We start from the raw sequence: 20913 nt of genomic DNA, 5'->3' as shown, positions 1-20913 counted from the left end.
AATGTTCTCGGGCTCAATTCCCGCTCTGGTGACTCCTTTTCGCGACGGATCGTTTGACGAGGCCGCTTTTCGCAAGCTGGTCGACTGGCAAATCGAATGCGGTAGCAAGGCTCTGGTGCCTTGCGGGACCACTGGCGAAGCCTCTACGCTATCCAATGCAGAGCATCACCGCGTTGTCGAAATTTGCATCGAACAGGCTGCGGGCCGTGTCCCCGTAATCGCCGGTTGCGGCAGCAATGATACGCAAAATGCTCTGCTGCATATGAACTTCTCCAAGAAGGCCGGAGCAAGTGCAGGGCTTTGCGTTGCACCCTATTACAACAAGCCAAGCCAGGCTGGTTTGGTCGCGCATTTCAGCCATCTGGCGAGCAACTGCGATCTGCCGATTGTGCTGTATAATGTGCCGGGCCGCACCGTGACCGATATCGCGCCCGAAACCACGATTGAGCTGGCCAATAAATTCCCCGATCAGATTGTCGCGATCAAAGATGCGAGCGAAGATTTGTCGCGCGTTGCCGATCACCGCATGGGCATCGGTCGCGACTTCTGCCAACTATCGGGCAATGATGAGCTTGCGCTGCCGTTCAACGCAGCAGGCGGGAAGGGCTGTATCTCGGTCACCGCCAATGTTGCACCGGCCCTGTGCGCCGAATTCCAACAAGCCTGCGCCGACAATGATCTGGTCGCCGCGCGCAAACTCAACGACCGCCTCTATCCGCTGCATTACGCAATGTTCGAAGATAGCAGCCCCGCGCCGGTCAAATACGCGATGAGCCGAGTGCTCGACTACATCACCGACGAAGTACGCTTGCCGATTGTTGCGTGCAGCGAACATGCGCGCAAAGCGGTTGACGCTGCGCTGGAGCATGCGGGGTTGGTTTAGGGTTTTTGGTAGCGTTATGTTTGTTTGTCGCAGTGAGCGATTAATTGACCTTATCTAGACCCCTGCCTGCGCAGGGGCGACGTGTTAGTTCGGCGGCGCTACTATTACCTCGTCACCCCTGCGCAGGCAGGGGTCTAGACGTGGTCTAAATAGGAGAATTGCAGATGTCGAAAGGCGGTTGGGTCTATATCATGACCAACGAGAATTTCGGCACGCTCTATATTGGCGTAACCGCTGATCTCGCTGTACGGATCTATCAACATCGGGAAGGTAAAGGGTCTGAGTTTTGCCGCAAACATGGGCTGACCCGGCTTGTATATTGCGAGGAGCATTCCACTATTGAAGAAGCGATTGCGCGTGAAAAAGCGATGAAGCGTTGGAAACGGCAATGGAAGTTGAGGTTGATTCAGGAGGCTAATCCCGAGTGGGACGATCTGTTCGAGGCAATTATCTGACTGCGTGCCAGAAAGCTTATCTAGACCCCTGCCTGGGCAGGGGCGACGAACTAGACCACTCCCTCAAACACCGTCGCAGCAATCGGCATCTCTTTCATCGCGTCGGTTTCGACTTCAAACGGATCGTCATCGAGCGCAACAAAGTCGGCCTTTTTTCCTGCTGAGAGCGAGCCAATAGTATCGTTCATGCCGATCACTTGCGCGGCCTCGATTGTGATCGCACGCAGCGCTTTCCAACGGCTCAACCGCTCTTCCTCGCCGCGCGCAACGCCGTCGATTCCTTCGCGGGTTTGGGCGATCCATGCGAGGTAGAACGGATCAATCGGGGCCATATTGAAATCGCTGTGGAGCCCGAGCGGCGTCCAGGTTCGTTCGAGCGAGCCGAGCCGGTTCATCAACGATGCCCGGTCCGCGCCAAGGCCGGTTCGGGAATACACATCCCCTAAAACCCGGATGTAATTGGGCTGTGCCGAGACCATCAGGCCCAATTGCAGAATCTGCTCGATCTGCGCCTCCGTGCAATAGCCGAGATGTTCCAATGTTACTGTTTGCGCGAGACGGTGTGGTAATTTGCCCAACGTATCGAGCAACACCGCCGCACCTTCATCGCCGTTCACATGGATATGTAGCGAGAAACCTGCGTCCCAATAGCGCGCCAATTGGTCGCGCATCACATCGGGTTCGGTCAGCCATTTGCCCACATGACCGTCGCTATAGCCCGGCGAACCCATCCGCATATTCTGCGCGAAGAATGCGCCATCGACGAACAGTTTGACCCGCTTGTCGACGATGATCTTGTCGCTGGCGAATTTGTCGCGAGTGCGCTTGTACCAAGCCTCCGGATCGAAGTTCGGATAGCTGTCGAGCTCCGAAGCAATGGGAATCAGCGATACACGCGCCTTTCCATTCGGGCGATTGAAGGCGTTGGCGATCAGCCCGGCCTCCATCTCGAACCCTGCAAAGATACCGGTCGCCATATCGGCAGTGGTGGTGACCCCGCGATCGTGCATCATGGTCTGCAAGCCTGCAAAACCGCTTTGCAGTTTTTTGGGTGCAAGGATGACCGGTCGCAACTTGCCTATCGCGACCTGCAATGCGGTTTCCGAGAAAATGCCCTTCGCGAAATCGCCATGCTCGGGGTCGGCTTTCCCAGCCGCGATCGCCGCGTCGAACTTAGCTTTGGTGTCGAGATCCATCCAGCGCAAAGCCGCGCTATTGGCGAACACATCGTGGAAGCTGCGTTGCCAGACAATTACAGGTCGATCGCGCTCAATCGCGTCGAGCACTTGCCGATCCATCGGTCCGTGGAACAGTTCATGGTGGCCCCAGATCACGATCGGTTCGCCCGATTGCCCATCGATGACTTTCTTGAGGCGTCTGCGGTAAGCCTCCTGCCCCGCTACGCCTTGCCAATTCTGTCCGGGCAATTTCCAATCATCGGGCGCGACGAAAGGCATACCTAGCATCACGGCGGCCTGCATCGGGTGGATATGCGGATCGACGAGGCCTGGGAACAGGACCTTACCCGCGAACTGCCTATCGACCTTGGTCTCGCGGTCCTTGGTCCATGGGCCGAGTTCGTCCAGACTATCGGCCACTCCAAGAATGGTGCCGTCTGCAACCGCCATAAACCGTGCGGAGGGAAGTGCTTGTTCCATTGTAACAATGCTGCGGGCTTCGAAGACTGTAACGGGGCCGCGCCGCTGAGGGCTGAGTGCCGCTGGTGATGCAGCCATCAATGGTGCGGCCGAAAATCCGGCCAAAGCGGCTCTGCGGCTGATGTGTATTGCGATATATCCCTCCCGAACTTTGCAGGGCAGCATTCCGCGCATCGGGCTGTTTGGCAAGCAAGAACGCGCCGCTACCTCTTCCCCCGATGCGATTTCCTCCCTACATGGCGCGCATTATGGCTCGCCCGAAACCCGAAACCTTCGATAAGCAGAAAGTGGTCGCCGAGAACCGGCGGGCGCGGTTTGACTATGCGATCGAGGACAAGTTCGAAGCCGGGCTGATGCTGCAAGGCACCGAAGTGAAGGCTCTGCGTGCGGGTGAGGCAACAATTTCGGAAAGCTATGCCGAAGTGAAGGACGGACAGGTGTGGCTCGTTAATGCCAACATCCCCGAATACAGCCACGGTAATCGTGAGAACCACGAAGCCAAACGTCCGCGCAAGCTGCTGCTTAACCAGCGCGAGATCAACAAGCTGATGGGCGCGGTGGAGCGCAAAGGGATGACGTTGGTCCCGATATCGATCTATTTCAACAAGACCGGCCGGGCGAAGGTTGAATTGGCATTGGGCAAGGGCCGCAAAGCGCAGGACAAGCGTGAATATATCAAGGATCGCGACTGGAAACGCGATAAGCAGAGGCTGCTCCGCGAGAAGGGGTAGGTTTGTTTTGGACCCTCAGTCGCCGGGCGGAATGCATCCGCATTCCTTGGCTGCCTCGCATAAGCTCGGGCGGGCGGTCGCCCTTGCGGCCCGTCTGGGTCGGGCCGAGCCATTCCAAGCCAGCGTTTATTGTTCTGAACCTTGGTCACGGCAGTCAGCGCACGACCGTGCGCCGCGCCGTTGCGCGGAAGCCTAAGGGAGCGGATGCGATCGCCGGCGCTTGAGGCTATACAAAAGACACATTAACCCTCTGGCCATTCTCAATCCGTTACCCATATCAATATGATGATTGGTAGGCCGAATTTTCCCCTTGCAGGGTTGCGAAAAATGCGTCGCGCGCGCATTGCAGTGCGGCTGCCATGACCAATTTTCGCTCCAAGACTTTTCTTGCGGACACGATCCGTAAATACACGCCAACGCGTGAGGAAATGGCGCGTAACAAATATTTGGCGCCGATTGCACATCGATTTCTGACGCCCGAGCTGTGGCGGTTCACCCGCCGCTCGGTTCCGCGCGGAGTAGCTCTAGGGATATTCGCTGGCTTCATCATTCCGGTTGGGCAGATTTTTCTAGCGGCGTTTCTGGCTCTGCCAGCGCGGGCTAATGTCCCGCTTTCGGCCTTGGTGACGTTCATCACTAACCCGTTCACCTTCCCGTTCTGGGCGGTCGCCGCGAATAAGGTCGGCAGCTTTATTCTAAAGATTGATCGGGCTGCTACCGGCGGTGAAATGGAAACAGAGATGGCCAGTGGCCGTTGGGCATGGCTGATCGAACTGTTCGAAGGCGTTGGCGTGACCGTGCTGGTAACGATCTTCGGCTTTGTCGTGCTGGCAGTTGTTGGTGCTGCGCTGGGCTACGTTGTCTCCAGTTTCGTGTGGCGACTTAAAGTGGCGCGTAAGCGCACCAAACGCCTCAAGCAGATGGAAGCGCGGCTCGATAAGCGGCTGGAGGCATCTAAGGGATGATCAGCCGAGGTGAGGTGCAAAGCCTGCGCCAGATGGACTCGAAACAATGGATGATGCTGGGCGGACTGGGCGCTGCCTTGGTCATCAGCGCGGCGGCTCTATGGTTCGTCAGCGAGAGCGTGGTCCTTTCGGTGACGTTTCTTGGTGGTCTGGCTGTCTTGATCGCGGCGTTGTTCTTGTTCGGCCGGTTCAGCGCACCCGCACAAACTGACGAGATGGCACCGCCCGATTGGTCGGTCACCGTCGCGGCTATCGAACAACCGGGGCTTGCCATCGCTATTACCGACCGGGCCAACCGGCTCGCTTGCGCCAACACGCTCTATGCGGAATGGTTCGGCTTTGGTGCATCGCCGCCTAATCTGGCACTTGATCGACCATCGCTGGAAGCCCTCACACGGGCCGCGCGTGAAGCGTGGCGCGATGGACAAGCCAATGCCCAAGGTTTGATGAGTGACGATGGCACGACCGGCTGGCATGCATCTGCGGAACGAGCAGGCCGCGGTGATGACTATTTGATCTGGAGGCTGAGCGCTGCTGCAGAGGCTGACGCGGCACTCACAGTGAGCGAGTGGCTCACGGGCTCGCTCGGGCAATTGCTTTCGCGCGCCGGGATCGAGGCGGCATTGGTCGCGCCCGACGGAATGATCCGTGCGGTTGGCAAGGGTTTTGCGGAACGCGCTTCGGGCGATCCATCGGCGACGATGGCGGGGCAGGAATTTGTGAGCCAGCTTCGTACCGATGATCGCGATCAGATCTATTTTGGCCGCGAAGGACGCAAAGGCTCGCCGCAGACACTGGTGCAGGTTCCGCTCGACGATCTCTCCAATCCCAATGCCAGCGGGGCAGATGAGGCAGCATCGCTGATGTTGTTGCTGGAAAGCGGCGTCGGCATTGGTGGACAAAGTGACGCGGCGAATTCGGCGGCTACGCCTCAATTGGAGGCGCTGCTCGGCGCGTTGCCACTGGGCCTAGCGATGACTGACCGCGACGGGCGGTTCCTATTTGCCAATCAGGCATTTCTGCGCGCTGTGGATCGCGAAGATGCGGGGGTTCCGCAATATCCCTCTGATCTTGTGGTTGCCGAAGACAAGGGCGCGCTGGCTGATGCCGTGCGCCGCTTTGGCAAAGGTCCGGCCAGCAATGGTGATATGGCAGTGCGGATGCGCGGTCATCCGGACGAACCTGTGTCGCTCGGTCTCGCGGGCGTGCGTGGGTTGGGTGAGGCGGCTGTCCTGCTAAGTCTAAGCGATTCCAGCGAGGAAACGCAGCTGAAGCAGCAAGTGGCGCAGGCGACAAAGATGCAGGCGGTCGGACAGCTCGCAGGCGGCGTTGCGCATGATTTCAACAATGTCCTGACCGCGATCATCGGTTATTGCGATTTGATGTTGCTACGCCATACGCCCGGCGATAGCGATTATGATGATATCCAGCAGATCCGCGTCAATTCAAACCGCGCGGCCAGCCTGACGCGGCAATTGCTTGCTTTCTCTCGCCAGCAAACCTTGCGGCCCGAAGTCCTGCAATTGCCCGATGTCGTGAGCGAGGTTAGCCAGCTTCTCAAACGTCTGCTGGGCGAGAAAATCACATTCAAAGTCCGCCATGATCGTGATCTTGGTCCAGTACGCGCTGACCCTCAACAACTGGAGCAGGTGATCGTCAATCTGGCGGTGAATGCGCGCGATGCGATTCAGGCGCAGGGCGATGCTTCGGGTCAGCTAACCATGGCGACCCGCCGTGTCAGCGCACGCGATATTCGCAAGATGGAAACCGACATCATTCCGGTGGCGGACTATACCGTGCTGATGGTGCAAGATACTGGCGGCGGCATTCCACAAGGTCTGCTGACCAAGATTTTCGAGCCGTTCTTTACGACTAAGGAACAAGGAAAAGGCACGGGGCTTGGCCTTTCGACCGTTTACGGCATCGTCAAGCAATCGGGCGGCTTTATCTTTGCCGACAATGTTGCGGGCACGAAGAGCACGCCGGCTGGCGCTCGCTTTACGATCTACCTGCCGGTGCACCAAGGCGCAGTAGCGGTCGCAAAAGCGGATGACGTCGCTCCAGCCAGTGACTGGTCGGGCGGCGGAAATATCCTGTTGGTCGAGGATGAGGACATGGTTCGCGCCGTTGCAGAGCGCGCTTTGTCTCGCGCGGGTTACACCGTCACCACTGCCAGCGATGGCGAGGAAGGTTTGGCAGCAATAGCCAATGGCGGACCTTTCGATCTGGTCTTATCCGATGTGGTAATGCCCGGGATGGACGGCCCGACTATGGTCAAGGCGCTGCGCAAGGCGCATCCTGGTATGCCGATCCTGTTCATGTCGGGCTACGCAGAGGAACAGCTTCGTAAAGAGATCGACATCGACAATATGCACTTCATTGCAAAGCCGTTCAGCGTCCAGCAGATCGGCGAGAAGGTTGGCGGAGTGTTGGCCGGAGCGCGTTCCGCAAAGTAGGATCGCATCCGAAATAATTGCCCTGAATTGGTCAGTGTCTTGCGCTCGCAGTCCATGTCGCTTTTCTGATATACCTTTGAAATATATATGTCCGCAGTTTCAGATTTTGTACGAAATGGACAAAATTTCTCAAAAGCTTGCCGAACGATGTTTCTCTGTTACTTTCCCTTCAGGTCGTCCCAAAAGATAAAACAACAAACAACAGGGAAGATGTCATGAAAAAACTATCCAAAATTGCAATGCTTGGCGCTGCGAGTGCTTTGACTTTGAGCGCGCCTACACCCGCTATGGCGAGCGCTGATCCGCTTCTGGGCGAGATTATGACCGTCGGGTTTAACTTCTGTCCACGTGGATGGGGTGAGACCGCTGGTGCTTTGCTGCCAATCTCCTCAAATACCGCGTTATTCTCGCTGATCGGGACAACCTACGGTGGTGATGGCCGGACCACTTTCCAATTGCCAGATCTGCGCGGTCGGAGCTCCGTCGGTGTCGGCCGCGGGGCTGGGCTGTCGACAATAAGCTGGGGCGAAAGAGGTGGGTTTGAGACCATGGTTCTCACGAACGCCAATCTACCGTCGCATAATCACACTGGTAATTTGCATGCAGAAAACACTGCCAATTCGAACACAGGAAATCCGGCTAACGCGGCTTTGGCTCGTTCAACACTCCAGATTTACAGCAGCGTAGCTCCGCCCAATCCTGCGGTTACTTTTGCTGCGGGTACGGTAACCACCAACAATACCGGAGGTGGGCAATCATTCCCGCTCCGCGACCCGTATTTGGGTATGTATAAGTGCATTGCGATGCAGGGCGTATTCCCGTCGCGTAACTAACGTGTGCCGCGTTGAAAGTAGCAAGGGGCGAAGAGCGAAATTCGGACCCTCTTGCTACGCGATTTAAGAATAGAACAGCATACGAACAGGGAATTATCATGAGAAAATTATCGAAAATAGCGATGCTCGGAGCGGCTGCGACGCTTACGTTGGGCACGCCCGCAACCGTCTCTGCAAGCACTAACCCATTTACCGGCGAGATCATGACAGTTGGGTTTAACTTCTGTCCGCGCGGTTGGGGCGAAGCCAACGGTAGCTTGCAGGCTATATCATCAAACTCCGCATTGTTTTCGCTGTTAGGCACAACCTATGGCGGCGATGGCCGGACGACTTTTGCGCTGCCGGACTTACGGGGACGAAGTTCAATTGGAGTGGGCACCGGGCCAGGGCTTTCCTCAATACAATGGGGCCAGAGAGGTGGCAGCGAAACCATGGTTCTTACAAACGCCAATCTACCGGCGCACAATCACACCGGTAATTTGCACGCGGAGAACACTGCCAATTCGAACACTGGGAATCCGGCTAACGCGGCTGTGGCGCGGTCAACGCTCCAAATTTATAGCAATACAACCGCTCCCAATGCTGCGGTTACTTTTGCACCGGGCACGGTAACCACCAACAATACCGGAGGTGGGCAATCATTCCCGCTCCGCGACCCGTATTTGGGTATGTATAAGTGCGTCGCTCTGTTCGGTATATATCCGTCGCGGAACTAAGCTGCGCAGCAAAGAGACTTCGGAAGGGGTGCCGATTGTGTCGGCGCCCCTTTTTATGCCTGGTTGCAATGCCCTGCAGGGCCTATTTCAGCGCGAAATTTGCTGTCGTGCGGTGACATAGGTGTTGCGGAAGGTCGCGGTCGCATTTGCATTTTGCATATAAATAATTGAAAAACCTGCCTTCGTAAAAAGTAGGTGAATCAGGTTTTGTACGAAATGGACAAAATTTCTCAAAAGCTTGCCCATCGACCCTTCTCTGTTACTTTATGCCCTCGGTCGCCCCAGAACATAACATAAAAATCTGCGGGGAATTGACATGAAGACACTTGTTAAGATGACAATGCTTGATGCACTTCGGTCATGGCTGTGAGTGCACCTACACCTGCTATTGCCGGTAATACTCCGTGGATCGGCGAGATGGTCGTCCCCTATACCTTCTGCTCGCGCGGATGGGTTGAAGCCAGCGGTCAACTTATGTCGATTTCGTCAAACTCTGCGCTCTACTCATTAGTGGGTACGAATTTTGGCGGTGACGGACGTTCGACTTCCGCCGTTCCAGATTTGCGGGGCCGGAGCTCTGCATCCCAGCACTTTGTCGATAAACAACACAGGCGGCGGCCAACCGTTCAATTCGCGCAATCCATTTCTCGGTATGAGAAACTGCATGTCGACGATTGGCTCTTACCCAACTCGTAACTGATTGAATCTAATACAACTCAAGGAGGGAGTAATATAATGAAAAAACTTACCAAGGTTGCCGTGATGGCAGCAGCACCTGCGGCGTTAATGAGCACTGCCGCACCGGCAACGGCAGGTACCGATGAGTATATCGGTGAACTGATGCTGGTAGGCTATACCTTCTGTCCGCGCGCAAGCACTGATGCGGCCGGACAGCTTTTGCCTATTGCGCAGAATACAGCGCTGTTCTCACTTTACGGCACGACTTTCGGCGGTGATGGCCGCACGACAATGGGCCTTCCCGATCTGCGTGGACGGACCGCTGTTGGTCAGGGCAATGGTCCGGGATTGACGCCGCGGCCAATGGGGCAAAAAAGCGGTGCCGAGCGCGTTACGCTGAATGCCACTGAGATTCCGTCACATAGCCACACTGGCGAAGTGCGTGCGGAAAATTCAGCGAATGCAGATACTGGCAATCCCAAAGACAACGCCATCGGCCGGACAACAACGGCAATCTATTCGAATACCGCTACGCCAACGGCGAATGGCGCACTGCATCCCGACACGCTGCATATCGACGTATCAGGAGGCGGAAATCAGTCCCACGCGAATATGCAGCCATTTCAAGTCATGCGTTACTGCGTCGTGCTGCAAGGCCAATACCCGTCGCGCAACTGATTGCCACTGATATTCGCATAAGGAAAAAGCTCATGAAGAAATTTATCAAATACGCTGCATTGTCGGCAATACCCGCAACTATGTTGGGAGTTTCTGCTCCGGTTAGTGCCGGGCCGAATGATTACCTGGGGGAAGTTAGCCTGGTAGGCTATACCTTCTGCCCCCGCGGCACTTTCGGCGCAGAAGGGCAATTGCTGCCTATCTCTCAATGGCAGGCGCTATTCTCGCTTTATGGTACGCAATTCGGCGGGGATGGCAGAACCACATTTGGTTTGCCCGATCTGCGCGGACGGACAGTGGTTGGCTTCGGAAATGGTCCGGGGTTGACGCCGCGCATAATGGGACAAAAAGGCGGCGCTGAGCAGGTCACACTGACTCCCGGCGAGCTTCCTGGACACAGTCACACGGGTGAGGTGCGTGCGGAAAACACGGCGAACGCGGATACCGGCAATCCCAAAGACAACGCGATCGGCCGGACGACAACGCCAATCTATTCGGATACCGCGACGCCAACGGCCAATGGTGCGCTGCATCCCGACACGTTGCATATCGACGTATCGGGTGGCGGAAATCAGCCGCACTTCAACATGCAGCCATTTCAGGTCCTGCGGTATTGCGTTGCTAACACTGGCGTTTTCCCGTCACGCAACTAACGGCGTTCAGCCAGGAATAAGGAAGAGGGGCGCACCACTGGTGTCGCCCCTTTTTCGTTGTTGTGGCTTCGGTTCAATTTATGCGAGGATAGGGGCAGGGACCGGCTCTCGTTTCATGCGAGAGCGATAATTTGGGGATGGAATTATGCAGCGCAGCACTTTGGCTCGGACATTTTCTGGGGCGTTTTTGAAGGGAACAGCGATAGCCTCGGTTTTGGCAGTTGCCGGTCTTCTCAATGGCCCCACGCTGGCGCAATCTGCCGCAGACACCATTGCTGACCCCGACGCCACAGCGCAGGGCGATGTATCGGTCACGATCTATCAGAACGGCCAGTCGCTGGTGCAGGACATTCGCCAGCTGGATATTGAGCGTGGGCGCAGCCGGATCGAATTCCCCGATGTCTCCGCCCAGATCCGCGCTGAAACACTCAGCTTTGCCGCCCCGGGCACCGCGATTGTCGAGCAAAATTTTGACTTTGATCTTCTAACTCCCGGCAAGCTGATGGAAAAAGCCATCGGTCAGACAATCACTCTGGTCCGCACCAATCCGGCTACGGGTGCCGAGACCCGCGAACGGGCCAAAATCCTCTCAACCGCCGGCGGTGTCGTGGTGCAGATCGGCAATCGGATCGAAGTACTTCGCGATGATGGCTTGCCGGTCCGTGCAGTATTTGACCGTGTCCCGCCCAATCTCCGCGCGCGGCCGACACTTTCGGTCAATGTCCAGAGCAATCGTGCGGGCACTCGCCCCGCATCGATCCGCTACCTCACCCCAGGCCTTGGTTGGACCGCTGACTATGTTGCTTTGTATGACGAAGGTAAGGATACCATCGATATGCAAGGTTGGGTCACGCTAGCCAACACAACCGGCACCACATTCCACAACGCCAACACTCTGCTGGTCGCGGGTAACCCCAATGGCGGCAGGCGCAACGTGAATCGCAACATGGTTCGCGCGGGTACGCAGTCGGCCAATCGCGAGCAAGTAGGGGAGTTCTATCTCTACCCGATCGGCGCACGCACCACGATTGCCAATCGCCAGACAAAGCAAGTCAGCTTTATGGATGTGCAAGGAGTTGCCGCACGCAAGGTCTACAGCCGCACAGTCGGTTGGATGCGCAATGATAGCAATCCAGTGAATGTTTCGAGCGAGATTGCCTTTTCCTCATCGAGCGAAGGCGGACTTGGTGACGCGCTGCCAGCAGGAACCGTGCGCTTCTACCAACGCGACAGCAAAGGCACGCCCCAATTCATCGGCGAAAACCGCATTGGTCACACGCCAATGGGCAGCGAATTGTCGCTGCGCACCGGCGATGCGTTCGATATTTTCATTCAGGCCGAGGTCGAAAAGCGGGAAGTGCTGACCTCCAGCGAGTGGCAGAAAACTGCACGCTATATTGTTTATGAGGACGGAGAAGAGGTGGCTCGCGTCGACGAGGAACGGCCAACCAAATTTTGGCAAACCACGATGCGTTACACGATGACGAATGCAAAATCGGTCCCGGTCGAGGTTGATCTGGTTCAGGCTGGATTGGATCGCGGATGGTGGAGCCGTGACTACCGGATTGTCAGCGAAGATGTGCCTGGAACGCAGCTCAATGCTGACCGGCGCAAATGGGTCGTACCTATACCAGCCAACGGTGAGCGCGAGTTCCGCGTAACATTCGCTACACGCTACTAAGGGGCGCTGCGATGCGCCGCTTCCTTCTTGCAATATTGCCGCTGGCATTGCTGAGCGCGCCGTCGAGTGCGCGCGAAGTTGTGACTGCCAGCGAACCCGAAGCACTTTCGGTAACTGTCTATCGCGATCCAAATCGGCGCGAGGGCCAGGAGATGAACCGCAATTGGCCGCAAGGCTTTGCGATGATCAGCGAAACACGCAATGTGACGCTGCCCGCGGGTGAAAGCACGATCCGTTTCGACGGCGTTGCGGAGGGCATGGTGGCAGTCAGCGCGATTGTTACCGGTTTACCGGGCGGCACCATCGAGAAGAACCGCAATGCCGATTTGCTCTCACCTGCGTCTCTGGTCGATGGAACTCTGGGCAATCGTGTGCGGATCACCCGCACCAATCCGGCGACAGGTACTGCGGCCAGTGAAAGTGCGGTAATCCGCACTCGCGCCGATGGCGGTCTCGTGCTGCAAACACGGGAGGGGTATGAGGCGGTTCGTTGTTCCGGACTGCCGGAGAAGCTGACTTTCGATAAGGTGCCAGACGGCCTTTCTGCCGATCCGGTCTTTAGTATTGATACGCGTGATCCGTCTGGCGGTACGTATCAGGTGACGCTCACATATCTAGCATGGGGCTTCGATTGGCAGGCCAATTATGTCGCAACGCTTGGTGACACGAGCGCGAAGGGGAAGGTCGGGTTAAGCCTTCTGTCCTGGCTGACAGTGCTTAACGACAATGGACAGAGCTTTCCCGATGCCGATCTTATGGCGGTGGCGGGGACGATCAATGTCGAAAGTGATTTTCGCGGGTTGGCCGAGCCGCCGACTGCGCGCCCACTTCGTCTGACTTGTTATCCGCTCGGCAGCACTGCAGCTGGTACACCGGTCTATTCCTACGCCACACCGGTTGCTGTTCCGCCACCGCCGATGGCGATGGAAGCGATGGCGGATGGCGCCATTGTGGTGACCGCCATGCGGCGAACCGAGGGGCTTCAAGAAAGCCCGATTGCGGTTAAGGCAATCGAAGAGCAATTGGGTGATCTGAAACTCTACCGCATTCCGGAGACGATGACTGTTGCTGCCAAAGGCCTGAAACAGGTTGCGTTTCTCAACAAGGGCAAGGTGCAGGGCGAGTTTCTCTATGTCGCGGATTGCGAGCCCTATGCCGAGTTCGCCCGGATCGACGACAGCGATGATATCAACTTCACGCAAATACTCCTGACCATGGAGAATGAGGAGGAGAAGGGTCTAGGGGCAGCACTGCCGATGGGCGGAATGGCTTTGTTCGAACCTGGTCCCGCTGGCACCCAACTGGTCGGCGAACTCGATATGCGCGACTACGCGGTCGGCCAGGATATCGAGCTGGAATTGGGCACGAGCACGCAGGTATTCTCCAGATGCGCGCGCGTGGGCGAGCGGGAACCTGACGATAACGCGCGCAAATGGACAAAGATGAAGGCAGAGATGACTAACGCCAACAACCACCCGGTACGCGTGCGGATGGTGATCGGTTATCCTGAAGATTTCGATGTCCGCTGGCCGCGCAAGAAAGCGCGCGTAAAGGATGGTCAACTGGTGGTTGAAATTCGGTTGCCAGCCAATTCCAGCCAAACATACAGCTGGAAAATCCGCCATACTGACGGGTTTTTAGCCGACCAATAGGTCGCTCCAAGCCGTGCGATTCTGTGGGTTTTGGTTCAATTGCAAAAAAATTTGTTCCGCTCTTGTTCTTTTGGAACAAACACGGTACATACTCTCTCAGACGATGAATCGGGGGCAAAATTTCTGACCCTCTAGGCAATCAATGGGAGCCGTGTGATGGCAGCTAGTCTTAAGCTTGTAGAAGGTAAGGAAAAGAACGTGGACCGTCAAAAGGCGCTCGACGCGGCACTCGCACAGATTGACCGCGCATTCGGTAAAGGCTCGGCCATGAAGCTGGGCTCGAAAGAGGCGATGGAGGTCGAATCTATTTCGACTGGCTCGCTTGGTTTGGATATTGCTCTCGGCATTGGCGGCCTGCCTAAAGGTCGGGTGATTGAAGTGTATGGTCCGGAAAGTTCGGGTAAGACCACGCTCGCACTGCATGTACTGGCAGAGGCGCAGAAGGACGGCGGCACAGTCGCGTTCGTCGATGCGGAACATGCACTTGATCCTGTGTATGCCAAGAAGCTCGGTGTAGATATTGACGAGTTGATCATTTCGCAGCCTGACACGGGTGAGCAAGCGCTCGAAATCGTCGATACGCTGGTGCGCTCCAATGCGATTGACGTTTTGGTGGTCGATTCGGTTGCTGCGCTGGTCCCCCGTGCAGAAATCGAAGGTGAGATGGGCGACAGTCATGTCGGCCTGCAAGCTCGCCTGATGTCGCAAAGCCTGCGTAAGCTGACCGGCTCAATCAACCGCTCCAAATGCATGGTGATCTTTATCAACCAGCTGCGGATGAAGATTGGCGTGATGTATGGCAATCCCGAAGTCACCACTGGCGGTAACGCGCTCAAATTTTACGCATCTGTTCGTCTCGACATTCGCCGCACGGGTCAGATCAAAGACCGCGATGAAGTGATCGGCAACTCGACTCGCGTGAAGGTCGTTAAGAACAAAGTTGCTCCGCCATTCAAGCAAGTCGAATTCGACATCATGTATGGCAAAGGTATTTCGAAGACTGGTGAAATTCTCGATCTTGGTGTGAAAGCCGGTGTGGTTGAGAAATCCGGTTCATGGTTCTCCTATGACTCGGTCCGGATCGGGCAGGGGCGTGAGAACTCGAAGACCTTCCTCGATGAAAATGTAGAGATGCGCGACAAGTTGGAAGCTGCAATTCGCGGCCGCACCGATGAAGTCGCCGAAGAAATGATGACGGGCCCTGACGCAGAGGCCAGCGAAGAGGACTGACATCATTTTTTCAAGCGGACGCATTGAAAGGGACTAGTTCCCGCGTCCGGGCAAACGGAAGACCGGTGCGAGAGGCATGCTGGAGATAGCAGCGCCCCGCACCGGTTTTTCTTTCTGTTAAAGTGAAATTCGTGGAGATCGGACTGTTGATGCTGACTTTGTGATATATTCCACCAACTTAGTTGATATTCATTAGACGTCCCTTACCGTATCTTCTAACAAGGCCCAATGGCCTTATTGTAGGCTGCAAATCCTTAGGGGACGTATGAGGAAGTATTTATTTGGTGTGGCAACTGCCGCACTTATTGCGATGCCATTGCAGGCACAGGATGCTGAAACACAAGAACAGTCGGAACCTGCGCAAATGCCAACGGCAGCTAGCGAAGTGGTTGAAGCTGTAGAAGTGGTTCGAACACCAGTCGTAGCGAAGCCGGCCGGCCCATTGACCTTGGCTGCAGGACGGCCGCTGACCCTCGTCGTCACTGATGAGGTTAATAGTAGTACGCATGATGCAGGTGATATTTTTGAACTCACCGTAAAAGACGACGTGGTCATCGATAACAAGGTGGTTATCCCAGCCGGAACTCCGGCATCCGCTGAAATTACTTGGCGCACAGGTAAGGGCGCGTTTGGCAAATCGGGCAAGTTGGAATTCGGTCTGCGGTCGGTTAATCTTGGCGGGGCTGAGATACCTATCAAAGGTGATTTCCGGCAGGAGGGCGAAGGTAACACCGTAGCAACCGGTGTTGGTGTTCTAGCGATTGGTGTTTTCGCAGGCTTCATTACTGGTAAACGCGCACGACTTCCGACCGGTCGTGAACTCGCTGCACAAATAGCGCAGCCTGTTGAGTTTACAGCAGATGGGAGTCTGTCTTCGAATTTTGATTCGCAACGTGCGATGGATGAAACATTCGGCAACACGCCATTGGCAATGTGTAAGGCAGAAGCAAACACGATTGAAAAGACTAGCAGAAGAGAAAAGGCACTGAAGAAGTGCTTCAAAAAACGGATGGAATGATCGCGTCCATAGAATTGACCGGTGTGCAGGCCCGCTGGAGACAGCGCCGCCTCGCACCGGTTTTTCTTTGCGCATTTGGTTCGCTTAATCGCTTGTCGCCTGCGCCTGCAGTGATTAATTGCATCTGATGCAATCGACCAATGACATTCGCCGCTCGTTTCTCGACTATTTCGCGGCACAGGACCATGCTTCGGTGCCTAGTGCGCCGCTGGTACCCTACAATGATCCTACATTGATGTTCGTCAATGCGGGCATGGTGCCGTTCAAGAACGTGTTCACCGGCCTCGAAACACCGCCAGCACCGCGCGCGACCAGCTCGCAGAAATGCGTCCGCGCCGGCGGCAAGCACAATGATCTCGACAACGTTGGCTACACCGCACGGCACCATACCTTTTTCGAGATGCTGGGTAACTTCTCTTTCGGCGACTACTTCAAGGAGCAGGCAATCCACAATGCGTGGACGCTGCTGACCAAGGAATGGGGCCTACCCGCTGAAAAGCTGATTGCGACGGTCTATCACACTGACGATGAAGCTTTTGATCTGTGGCGCAAGATCGCTGGTCTGCCTGAAGACCGTATCATCCGCATCGCTACCAATGATAATTTCTGGTCGATGGGTGACACGGGGCCCTGCGGTCCTTGTAGCGAGATTTTCTACGATCACGGCGATCATATCCCTGGCGGCCCTCCCGGATCACCTGACGAAGACGGCGACCGCTTTATTGAGATATGGAATCTCGTCTTCATGCAATTCGAGCAGGATGGCGCAGGCAATCGTACCGATCTTCCCAAACCTTCGATCGACACCGGCATGGGGCTCGAACGCGTTGCCGCTGTAATGCAGGGCGTGCACGACAATTATGATACTGACACATTCAAAGCGCTGATTGCCGCATCCGAGAGCCTAACGGGCGTTGCGGCAGAAGGTGACACACAAGCGAGCCACCGCGTTATTGCAGACCACTTGCGCTCGACCAGTTTCTTGCTCGCTGACGGCGTCCTCCCATCGAATGAAGGTCGGGGCTATGTGCTGCGCCGGATCATGCGCCGCGCGATGCGGCATGCGCATTTGCTCGGTGCGAGCGAGCCGCTGATGCACCGATTGGTGCCTGAACTCGTGACTGAGATGGGGCAGGCCTATCCGGAATTGCAACGCGGCCAGGCGCTAATAACCGAAGTGCTTGAGCGAGAGGAAACGCAATTCCGCCGGACGCTCGACAAAGGCCTAAAGCTACTCGACGATGCAACTGGCGATATGAGCGACGGCGAGCAGCTCGATGGTGAAACCGCGTTCAAACTCTACGACACCTACGGCTTCCCATACGATCTGACTGAGGATGCTCTGCGCGACCGCGGAATCGCAGTGGACCGCGCCGGCTTCGACGCTGCGATGGATCGCCAGAAAGCCGCCGCACGCGCAGCATGGAAAGGCTCGGGCGAGGCGGCCTCTAACGAGGTCTGGTTTGATATTGCCGAACGCGAAGGTAGCACCGAGTTTACTGGTTACACCTCCACCAGCGGTGAAGGGCGCGTCGTTGCGCTCGTCAAAGGTGGTGATGAGGTGCGATCAGCTTCCGAGGGTGACGAGGTCACGGTATTGACCAACCAGACACCGTTCTATGGTGAGAGCGGCGGTCAGGCTGGCGATGTTGGTTCAATCAGCACGCCCGAGGGCTTGTCAGTGGATGTGATCGACACGGCGAAACCGCTCGGTCGTTTGCACACGCATCACGCCAAGATTGAAGCGGGCACGATCAGCGTCGGCGACACCGTGCATATGGACGTTGACGCAGGTCGCCGTGACCGGATCCGCGCAAACCATTCGGCGACGCACCTCGTTCATGCGGCGCTGCGCAACCGCTTGGGCGATCACGTTACGCAGAAAGGCTCTCTGGTGGCTGAGGATCGGCTGCGTTTTGACTTCTCGCAGCCTGTAGCGCTGAACGAAGAAGACATCGCGGCAATTGAAAGCGAAGTGAACGCTGAGATTCGCGCAAATGATCCCGTGGTGACACGTCTCATGAGCCCCGATGACGCTATTGAAGCAGGCGCCATGGCACTATTTGGCGAAAAGTACGGCGATGAAGTCCGTGTTTTGTCGATGGGGCAGCAGTCAACTGATGGAAAGAACTACTCTGTCGAGTTGTGCGGCGGGACCCACGTGAAAGCCACAGGTGATATCGGCGTGTTCCGGATTATCTCTGAAAGCGCGGTATCGTCTGGTGTTCGCCGTATTGAGGCGCTGACTGGCGAGGCTGCACGGCAATGGCTTGTCGGGCGTGAGGATGCGCTCAAAAACCTCGCTGGGGTACTCAAGACATCTCCCGATGATGCAAGCGCACGCGTCGCCGCATTGGTTGAAGAACGCAAAGCGCTTGAGAAAGAGCTGTCTGAGGCGCGCAAACAACTGGCGCTAGGCGGCGGTGCTGCTGCGTCAGGACCTGCTGACGAAGACATTGGCGGTGTGAAGTTCTCCGGCCAAGTGCTCGATGGCCTTAATCCGAAAGAACTTCGCGGTCTGCTTGATGAAGCGAAATCGCGCCTAGGTTCCGGCATTGCGGCTGCGGTCGCGGTCAATGATGGTCGCGCAGCTTTTGCCGTGGCTGTCACCGACGATCTGACCAAGCAGCATGACGCAGTGGCCTTGGTCCGTGTTGGCGTAGAGGCTCTCGGCGGCAAAGGCGGTGGTGGCCGCGCTGACATGGCGCAGGGCGGGGGTCCGGATGGCGATAAGGCTGATGAAGCGATTGCCGCGGTACGTGCGGCAATCGCCGGCTAGGCTTAGCTTTCTATAGTGCTGGTGCGCAGCTTTGGGGTGTAGTCAAGCGCGCCTTCTTGCTCGATTTTGACCCGGTATTCGTCACGCTTCTCGTGAATTGAAGCGATGACCGGCCCCATCGCCACGCCGATATCGACCAGCACGGCCTCGGATAGCTGCAATGAGCTTTCCAAGCTTTCGGGTATCGCATGGCTTGCGCCAGCGCGGTAAAGTTCCGCCGCATGGCTTGTGTCGCGCGCGCGGGCAACGATGAGCAGATCGGGATGCTCCTTGCGGAGCTTGCGGGTCAGCCGCTCCGCTAGCACTGGTTCGTCCATGGTCAGAACCACTGCGGGCGCTCGGTCAATTCCAAGGCGGTTCATCGCATCGCCGCGTGCTGCGTCACCGAAGGTTGCGCGATAGCCTTGGCGCTTGGCGGATTCAATCAAGTCCGCATCGGAGTCGACGGCTAGATAAGGGCGCTCATGTTTATCGAGCATCTGCGCGATAAGCCGCCCAACGCGGCCAATGCCGATGACGATTACTGGCGGTGTGCTGTGATCGATTTCTTCTAATTCGGGTGCTGGCTCGACACGGCGTGCGATCACGCGACCAAGGCGCGCGAGTAGAGGGGTGACTGTCAGGCCTATGGCAGTGACGATCTGCCAAAACTGCGCGGTGCCAGGTTGGATCAATGCTGCTGCACTGGCCGCTGCCAGGACGATCAAAGTCGTCTCGGATGGGCTAGCCATTAGAATGCCAGTTTCTGCCGCTGTGCTGCGCCGCGCACCCATCATCCGAAGAAGGAAACCGGTCACCGCCGCTTTGAACACCAGTACCAACACAACCGCGAGCAGGATCGAGCCAAGGTTCGCCCAGATCGTCGCCAGATCAATGCTCATGCCGACCGTGATCAGGAAGATACCGAGGGCGAGGCCTTTGAACGGCTCGATAATGCCCTCAACCTCGCTGTGATACTCGGTTTCCGCGATTAGCAGTCCGGCGATGATTGCGCCGACGATAGGCGAAAGACCAACGACGGAGGTGGCGAGACTCGCACCGATAACAACCAGCAGGCTGGCCGCCAGAAACAGCTCAGGGCTTTTGGTGCGGGCGGCTTGCGCGAACAAGCGGGGCAGGGCGATGCGGCCTAACACAAGTAGTGCAAACACCACCAAGCCGCCTTGCCACAGGATTTCGACCAGACCTTCCCAGCCACCATCCTGTGCTGCTGGGCCCAAGGCGCCGAGGATGAAGATGATCGGTACGATCATAATGTCTTCGAAAAGCAACATCGACAGCGCGGCGCGGCCTACGGGCGAAGTTGTACCCGAAATTGGCAACACGATTGCGGTGGATGAGAACGCCAGCGCCAAACCCAACGCCATTGCGCCGGTCCAGTATTGCCCCATCATTGCGAGGACAACCGCAAGAGATGTCCCGATAATCAGCAGTTCAAGTGCGCCAAGTCCGAAGACCAATCTTCGCATCTGCCATAGCCGTTTGAAAGACAGTTCCAGCCCGATCGTGAATAGCAGCAGGATGATGCCGAATTCGGCAAAGGGTTCCAGCGCTTCGGGATCGGTTATCGTTACGTAACTGAGCCACGGTATGTCGTAGATCAGTTTACCGAGACCAAACGGTCCCACCGCAACGCCGATCAGGATAAATCCGATAACCGGCGTAATGCGAAAGCGGGTGAAGACCGGTATCACCAAGCCAGCGGCGCCCAGGATAACCAGCGCGTCGCCCATTGATGATGTGTCGATTTCCCCGGCCATGCGGCCAGCCTATCCTGTCACGGTGACAGTGTCACGGCACGATCTGCTCTCTATCCAGAATCAATGAAGCGGACGCCGCAATGCACG

17 protein-coding genes are annotated in these 20913 nt (G+C 56.6%); 15 read left to right on the top strand and 2 right to left on the bottom strand.

Features of this window, described 5'->3' with window-relative positions; translation table 11 throughout:
- Nucleotide 1 precedes the first annotated feature (1 nt).
- Nucleotides 2-883: a 4-hydroxy-tetrahydrodipicolinate synthase gene (gene dapA / locus J9777_RS06450; protein WP_209347915.1), complete on the top strand. Its 882-nt coding sequence runs from the start codon at nt 2-4 to the stop codon at nt 881-883.
- Between the two features lie 164 nt (nt 884-1047).
- Complete coding sequence (locus J9777_RS06445; RefSeq protein ID WP_209347914.1) at nt 1048-1338, top strand: GIY-YIG nuclease family protein; 291 nt, start codon at nt 1048-1050, stop codon at nt 1336-1338.
- 50 nt (nt 1339-1388) lie between these two features.
- Here the strand turns inward: J9777_RS06445 and J9777_RS06440 are convergent, their stop codons facing one another.
- Nucleotides 1389-3101, bottom strand: a complete 1713-nt coding sequence (locus tag J9777_RS06440) for an amidohydrolase family protein (RefSeq protein WP_209347913.1) — start codon at nt 3099-3101, stop codon at nt 1389-1391.
- A 143-nt stretch (nt 3102-3244) separates the two neighbouring features.
- Between J9777_RS06440 and smpB the strand changes: the two genes are divergently transcribed.
- The 13 genes from smpB to alaS all read left to right on the top strand — a co-directional run bounded on the left by smpB (nt 3245) and on the right by alaS (nt 19066).
- Nucleotides 3245-3727 (top strand): SsrA-binding protein SmpB, encoded by a 483-nt coding sequence (gene smpB / locus J9777_RS06435; protein ID WP_209347912.1) that lies wholly within the window; start codon nt 3245-3247, stop codon nt 3725-3727.
- 359 nt (nt 3728-4086) lie between these two features.
- A complete protein-coding gene (locus J9777_RS06430) occupies nt 4087-4692 on the top strand; it encodes a DUF2062 domain-containing protein (protein ID WP_209347911.1) in 606 nt (201 codons plus the stop codon).
- Nucleotides 4689-7148, top strand: coding sequence for a response regulator (locus J9777_RS06425; protein ID WP_245228525.1), 2460 nt, complete (start codon nt 4689-4691; stop codon nt 7146-7148). The genes J9777_RS06430 and J9777_RS06425 overlap by 4 nt, the downstream gene beginning before the upstream one ends.
- A gap of 215 nt (nt 7149-7363) precedes the next feature.
- Nucleotides 7364-7981, top strand: a complete 618-nt coding sequence (locus J9777_RS06420) for a tail fiber protein (protein ID WP_209347910.1) — start codon at nt 7364-7366, stop codon at nt 7979-7981.
- 98 nt (nt 7982-8079) lie between these two features.
- On the top strand, nt 8080-8697 hold the full coding sequence (locus tag J9777_RS06415; protein ID WP_209347909.1) for a tail fiber protein: 618 nt from the start codon (nt 8080-8082) through the stop codon (nt 8695-8697).
- A 360-nt stretch (nt 8698-9057) separates the two neighbouring features.
- The gene (locus tag J9777_RS06410) at nt 9058-9393 is read left to right on the top strand and encodes a phage tail protein (protein WP_209347908.1); all 336 of its coding nucleotides are present in this window, start codon (nt 9058-9060) and stop codon (nt 9391-9393) included.
- A 39-nt stretch (nt 9394-9432) separates the two neighbouring features.
- Nucleotides 9433-10053 (top strand): tail fiber protein, encoded by a 621-nt coding sequence (locus J9777_RS06405; protein ID WP_209347907.1) that lies wholly within the window; start codon nt 9433-9435, stop codon nt 10051-10053.
- 32 nt (nt 10054-10085) lie between these two features.
- Nucleotides 10086-10706: a tail fiber protein gene (locus tag J9777_RS06400; RefSeq protein ID WP_245228524.1), complete on the top strand. Its 621-nt coding sequence runs from the start codon at nt 10086-10088 to the stop codon at nt 10704-10706.
- A 247-nt stretch (nt 10707-10953) separates the two neighbouring features.
- A complete protein-coding gene (locus J9777_RS06395) occupies nt 10954-12387 on the top strand; it encodes a DUF4139 domain-containing protein (RefSeq protein ID WP_245228643.1) in 1434 nt (477 codons plus the stop codon).
- A gap of 11 nt (nt 12388-12398) precedes the next feature.
- On the top strand, nt 12399-14039 hold the full coding sequence (locus J9777_RS06390) for a hypothetical protein (RefSeq protein ID WP_209347906.1): 1641 nt from the start codon (nt 12399-12401) through the stop codon (nt 14037-14039).
- A gap of 156 nt (nt 14040-14195) precedes the next feature.
- Complete coding sequence (recA, locus tag J9777_RS06385) at nt 14196-15269, top strand: recombinase RecA (RefSeq protein ID WP_209347905.1); 1074 nt, start codon at nt 14196-14198, stop codon at nt 15267-15269.
- Between the two features lie 265 nt (nt 15270-15534).
- On the top strand, nt 15535-16287 hold the full coding sequence (locus J9777_RS06380) for a hypothetical protein (RefSeq protein WP_209347904.1): 753 nt from the start codon (nt 15535-15537) through the stop codon (nt 16285-16287).
- A gap of 127 nt (nt 16288-16414) precedes the next feature.
- Nucleotides 16415-19066, top strand: coding sequence for an alanine--tRNA ligase (gene alaS, locus J9777_RS06375; RefSeq protein ID WP_209347903.1), 2652 nt, complete (start codon nt 16415-16417; stop codon nt 19064-19066).
- 2 nt (nt 19067-19068) lie between these two features.
- Here the strand turns inward: alaS and J9777_RS06370 are convergent, their stop codons facing one another.
- Nucleotides 19069-20826 (bottom strand): cation:proton antiporter, encoded by a 1758-nt coding sequence (locus J9777_RS06370; protein ID WP_209347902.1) that lies wholly within the window; start codon nt 20824-20826, stop codon nt 19069-19071.
- Between the last annotated feature and the right edge of the window lie 87 nt (nt 20827-20913).

This window comes from Pontixanthobacter sp. CEM42, from assembly GCF_017812015.1.
Taxonomy (GTDB): Bacteria; Pseudomonadota; Alphaproteobacteria; order Sphingomonadales; family Sphingomonadaceae; genus Pontixanthobacter.
Note: the sequence above shows the minus strand (reverse complement) of the source record. Positions and strands in the feature narration are given on the sequence as shown.

Excerpts from the sequence above, each read along its gene's own strand:
- dapA (WP_209347915.1), top strand. The coding sequence starts at position 2 with ATGTTCTCGGGCTCAATTCCCGCTCTGGTGACTCCTTTTCGCGACGGA.
- J9777_RS06445 (WP_209347914.1), top strand. The coding sequence starts at position 1,048 with ATGTCGAAAGGCGGTTGGGTCTATATCATGACCAACGAGAATTTCGGC.
- smpB (WP_209347912.1), top strand. The coding sequence starts at position 3,245 with ATGGCTCGCCCGAAACCCGAAACCTTCGATAAGCAGAAAGTGGTCGCC.
- J9777_RS06430 (WP_209347911.1), top strand. The coding sequence starts at position 4,087 with ATGACCAATTTTCGCTCCAAGACTTTTCTTGCGGACACGATCCGTAAA.
- J9777_RS06425 (WP_245228525.1), top strand. The coding sequence starts at position 4,689 with ATGATCAGCCGAGGTGAGGTGCAAAGCCTGCGCCAGATGGACTCGAAA.
- J9777_RS06420 (WP_209347910.1), top strand. The coding sequence starts at position 7,364 with ATGAAAAAACTATCCAAAATTGCAATGCTTGGCGCTGCGAGTGCTTTG.
- J9777_RS06415 (WP_209347909.1), top strand. The coding sequence starts at position 8,080 with ATGAGAAAATTATCGAAAATAGCGATGCTCGGAGCGGCTGCGACGCTT.
- J9777_RS06410 (WP_209347908.1), top strand. The coding sequence starts at position 9,058 with ATGGCTGTGAGTGCACCTACACCTGCTATTGCCGGTAATACTCCGTGG.
- J9777_RS06405 (WP_209347907.1), top strand. The coding sequence starts at position 9,433 with ATGAAAAAACTTACCAAGGTTGCCGTGATGGCAGCAGCACCTGCGGCG.
- J9777_RS06400 (WP_245228524.1), top strand. The coding sequence starts at position 10,086 with ATGAAGAAATTTATCAAATACGCTGCATTGTCGGCAATACCCGCAACT.
- J9777_RS06390 (WP_209347906.1), top strand. The coding sequence starts at position 12,399 with ATGCGCCGCTTCCTTCTTGCAATATTGCCGCTGGCATTGCTGAGCGCG.
- recA (WP_209347905.1), top strand. The coding sequence starts at position 14,196 with ATGGCAGCTAGTCTTAAGCTTGTAGAAGGTAAGGAAAAGAACGTGGAC.
- J9777_RS06380 (WP_209347904.1), top strand. The coding sequence starts at position 15,535 with ATGAGGAAGTATTTATTTGGTGTGGCAACTGCCGCACTTATTGCGATG.
- alaS (WP_209347903.1), top strand. The coding sequence starts at position 16,415 with ATGCAATCGACCAATGACATTCGCCGCTCGTTTCTCGACTATTTCGCG.
- J9777_RS06370 (WP_209347902.1), bottom strand. The coding sequence starts at position 20,826 with ATGGCCGGGGAAATCGACACATCATCAATGGGCGACGCGCTGGTTATC.